This is a genomic window from Chamaesiphon sp. OTE_20_metabat_361 (genome assembly GCF_031364565.1).
Genome location: NZ_JANLWO010000562.1, coordinates 1 through 2747, shown reverse-complemented (window position 1 = coordinate 2747; position 2747 = coordinate 1). Strand labels below are relative to the sequence as shown.

General features: G+C 50.2%; 3 protein-coding genes. 2 read left to right on the top strand and 1 reads right to left on the bottom strand.

Annotation, left to right across the window (positions count from 1 at the left end; genetic code table 11):
- The first annotated feature begins 56 nt into the window (after positions 1-56).
- Complete coding sequence (rsmH, locus tag RMO35_RS16150) at positions 57-926, top strand: 16S rRNA (cytosine(1402)-N(4))-methyltransferase RsmH (protein WP_309742350.1); 870 nt, start codon at positions 57-59, stop codon at positions 924-926.
- 103 nt (positions 927-1029) lie between these two features.
- Positions 1030-1161 (top strand): hypothetical protein, encoded by a 132-nt coding sequence (locus tag RMO35_RS16145; RefSeq protein ID WP_309742349.1) that lies wholly within the window; start codon positions 1030-1032, stop codon positions 1159-1161.
- A 500-nt stretch (positions 1162-1661) separates the two neighbouring features.
- On the opposite strand, the gene clpX is transcribed toward RMO35_RS16145, so the two are convergent.
- The coding region (gene clpX, locus RMO35_RS16140) for an ATP-dependent protease ATP-binding subunit ClpX (protein WP_309742348.1) at positions 1662-2747 on the bottom strand (1086 nt) is incomplete at its 5' end.

Below are 2747 nucleotides of genomic sequence, written 5' to 3'. Positions count from 1 at the left end.
CCCCCCGTCCCCTCGTCCCCTCGTCCCCCAGTCCCCCCATCCCCCCGTCCCCACATATGGATGCCAACTTCTCGCATATTCCAGTTCTCAGCCAGGAAATAGTCGCTGGATTGGGAGTAGTTGCAGGTGGCTGGTATTTGGATGCTACCGTCGGCGGTGGCGGACATAGCGAGCTTATTTTGCAAGCTGCTCCGGATGTTCGCTTGGTGGCGCTCGATCGAGATTTACAAGCTCTAGAGGCTGCCAAAGCCAGACTCGTCCCGTATGGAGAGCGGGTTAAATTTTGGCATGGCAACTATGCTGACTATCAGCCGGAACTCCAAAAATTCGACGGTATTATTGCCGACTTGGGCGTCAGTTCGGTGCAATTGGATTTGGCAGCGCGCGGGTTTAGTTTTCGCAATGAAGCACCGCTAGATATGCGGATGGATCGATCTCAAGGCATCACCGCCGCCGAGCTGGTAAACCAGACATCCGAAGTAGAGCTAGCGCGGATTATCTTTACCTATGGCGAAGAGAGACTGTCTCGACAAATTGCGCGTGATATCGTCGCCGGACGACCATTTACGACCACGACACAGTTAGCTTATACGATCGGGGGTGCGGTGCCCAAGTCCTACCGCTATGGGCGGATTCACCCAGCGACACGTACGTTTCAGGCGCTGCGGATCGCGATCAATCAGGAGCTAAGCTCCCTCGAAAAGTTTCTGGCGGTGGCACCGACTTGGCTTAAGCCAGAAGGTAAACTGGGGCTGATTAGTTTCCACAGTCTGGAGGATCGGATTGTCAAACATACCCTCCGCGAACGCGAGGATCTCCGGGTTTTAACCAAAAAACCGATTATCGCTACTGAGTCAGAATTAGCCACCAATCCCCGTTCCCGATCGGCTAAACTGAGATGGGCACTAAAGTTAGCTGCGGATTAGTCGTCATCAGTCTGCTCTAAATTCAGCCCTAACTGGTACTCTACGGCATAAATCTAGTTACTATTTTGAGGAGACTGGGAGACTGGGGGACTGGTAGCAAGAAATGATGTCCTTACTTGCGCCGCTCAGTACTAGTTTGCTCGATCGACAATCTGGCTTAGTACTGATGAAAGTTAGCCAAACCCATTCATCTGGCAGTTCGTTGATAATTGCGGTCGATCGGACGATACTATAAAGTTGCGAAAAAATTTCCTACTCGATGGCTTAGCTACTGACATCCGAGCGGATTTTTAGATACAAAAATGGCTGGTAATATTATTACCAGCCCTGAAAGCTTAAACCCCGATTTCCCTTAGTAATGGTGAATTTACAGTTAGGTCAGCACTACTAAAAAAGAATTATTAAAATTCGCGTTGCTACACTCAAATAAATTAAGCTAGCGGTTGGAATCTATATATACAATATAGATCGAATTATTGAATTTGGGTATCAGCCATTTGTATGGAACTTGTCGCGGGCGGGGATCGTCTATACTCCGAGCCAGTTGAGCTAGTTCGAGTTTCAGTAAGTTCCGGTGGGATGGTATCAGAGCATACATATCCACTTGGCTGTGTTGACGCTACATTACTCGTCCGAGGCGCGAGCGATCGCGCTGTTGTCACATTCACGCTAGCGGCACACCTAAGAGATTTGGCTGAGGTATCGATGTCTCAGCCAATCTTAAGTCTACCAAAGCTAGGCTGACTCAGGTTTTGGGACTGAAGCTGGGTGAATCAGCAGCTCGGCAGTAGATTTTTTCTCGACCATCTCGCGGGTGATCGTACAGCGGGTTAAATCTTTGCGAGAGGGCAGTTCGTACATCACATCGAGCATCAGCTCCTCCACGATGCCGCGTAAGGCTCTAGCGCCAGTTTTGCGGCGGTGGGCCTCTTTAGCGATGGCCCGAATCGCGTCGGGATGGAAATCGAGGGCGACATTATCCATGTGGAGCAGTTTCTCGTATTGCTTGACTAGCGCACTACGCGGTTCGGTCAGAATTGAAACTAAGGTATTTTCATCCAAGGGGTTGAGCGTGGCAATCACGGGTACCCGACCGATAAACTCTGGAATTAGCCCATATTTAACCAAGTCTTCGGGTTCGAGATGTTTCATCATATCCGCTGCTCGTTGCTCGCGGTTGATGGTTTCACCTTGCTGGATGAAGCCCATCGACTTTTTACCCATCCGTTGCTCGATGACTTTTTCTAGGCCGACGAATGCGCCACCACAGATAAACATGATGTTGCTAGTATCGATCTGGATGCAGTCTTGATAGTGATGCTTTCTGCCGCCTTGGGGTGTTACGCTGGCAATCGTTCCTTCGAGCATTTTCAGCAGAGCTTGCTGGACGCCTTCTCCAGAGACATCGCGGGTGATGGAGGGATTTTCACTTTTGCGAGCAATTTTATCGATTTCATCGATGTAGATGATGCCGCGCTGAGCTTCTTCGACATCCATGTCGGCAACTTGGAGCAGTCTGAGGAGAATGTTTTCGACATCTTCGCCGACATAGCCAGCTTCTGTCAGGGTAGTAGCATCAGCCACGGCAAAGGGCACGTCTAGCACTTTGGCGAGGGTTTGAGCGAGCATAGTTTTGCCACAGCCAGTAGGGCCAACCAACAATATGTTCGACTTTTGCAATTCGACTGTTTCGTCGATCGCATTGGCTTTATGGATGCCATTGACGCCTGTGGGCGGCTGCTGGGGGGTGGGATTAGCACTTTTGGCTTGAGCGTAGCTGAGCCGTTTGTAATGGTTGTAGACGGAGACAGAGAGGACTTT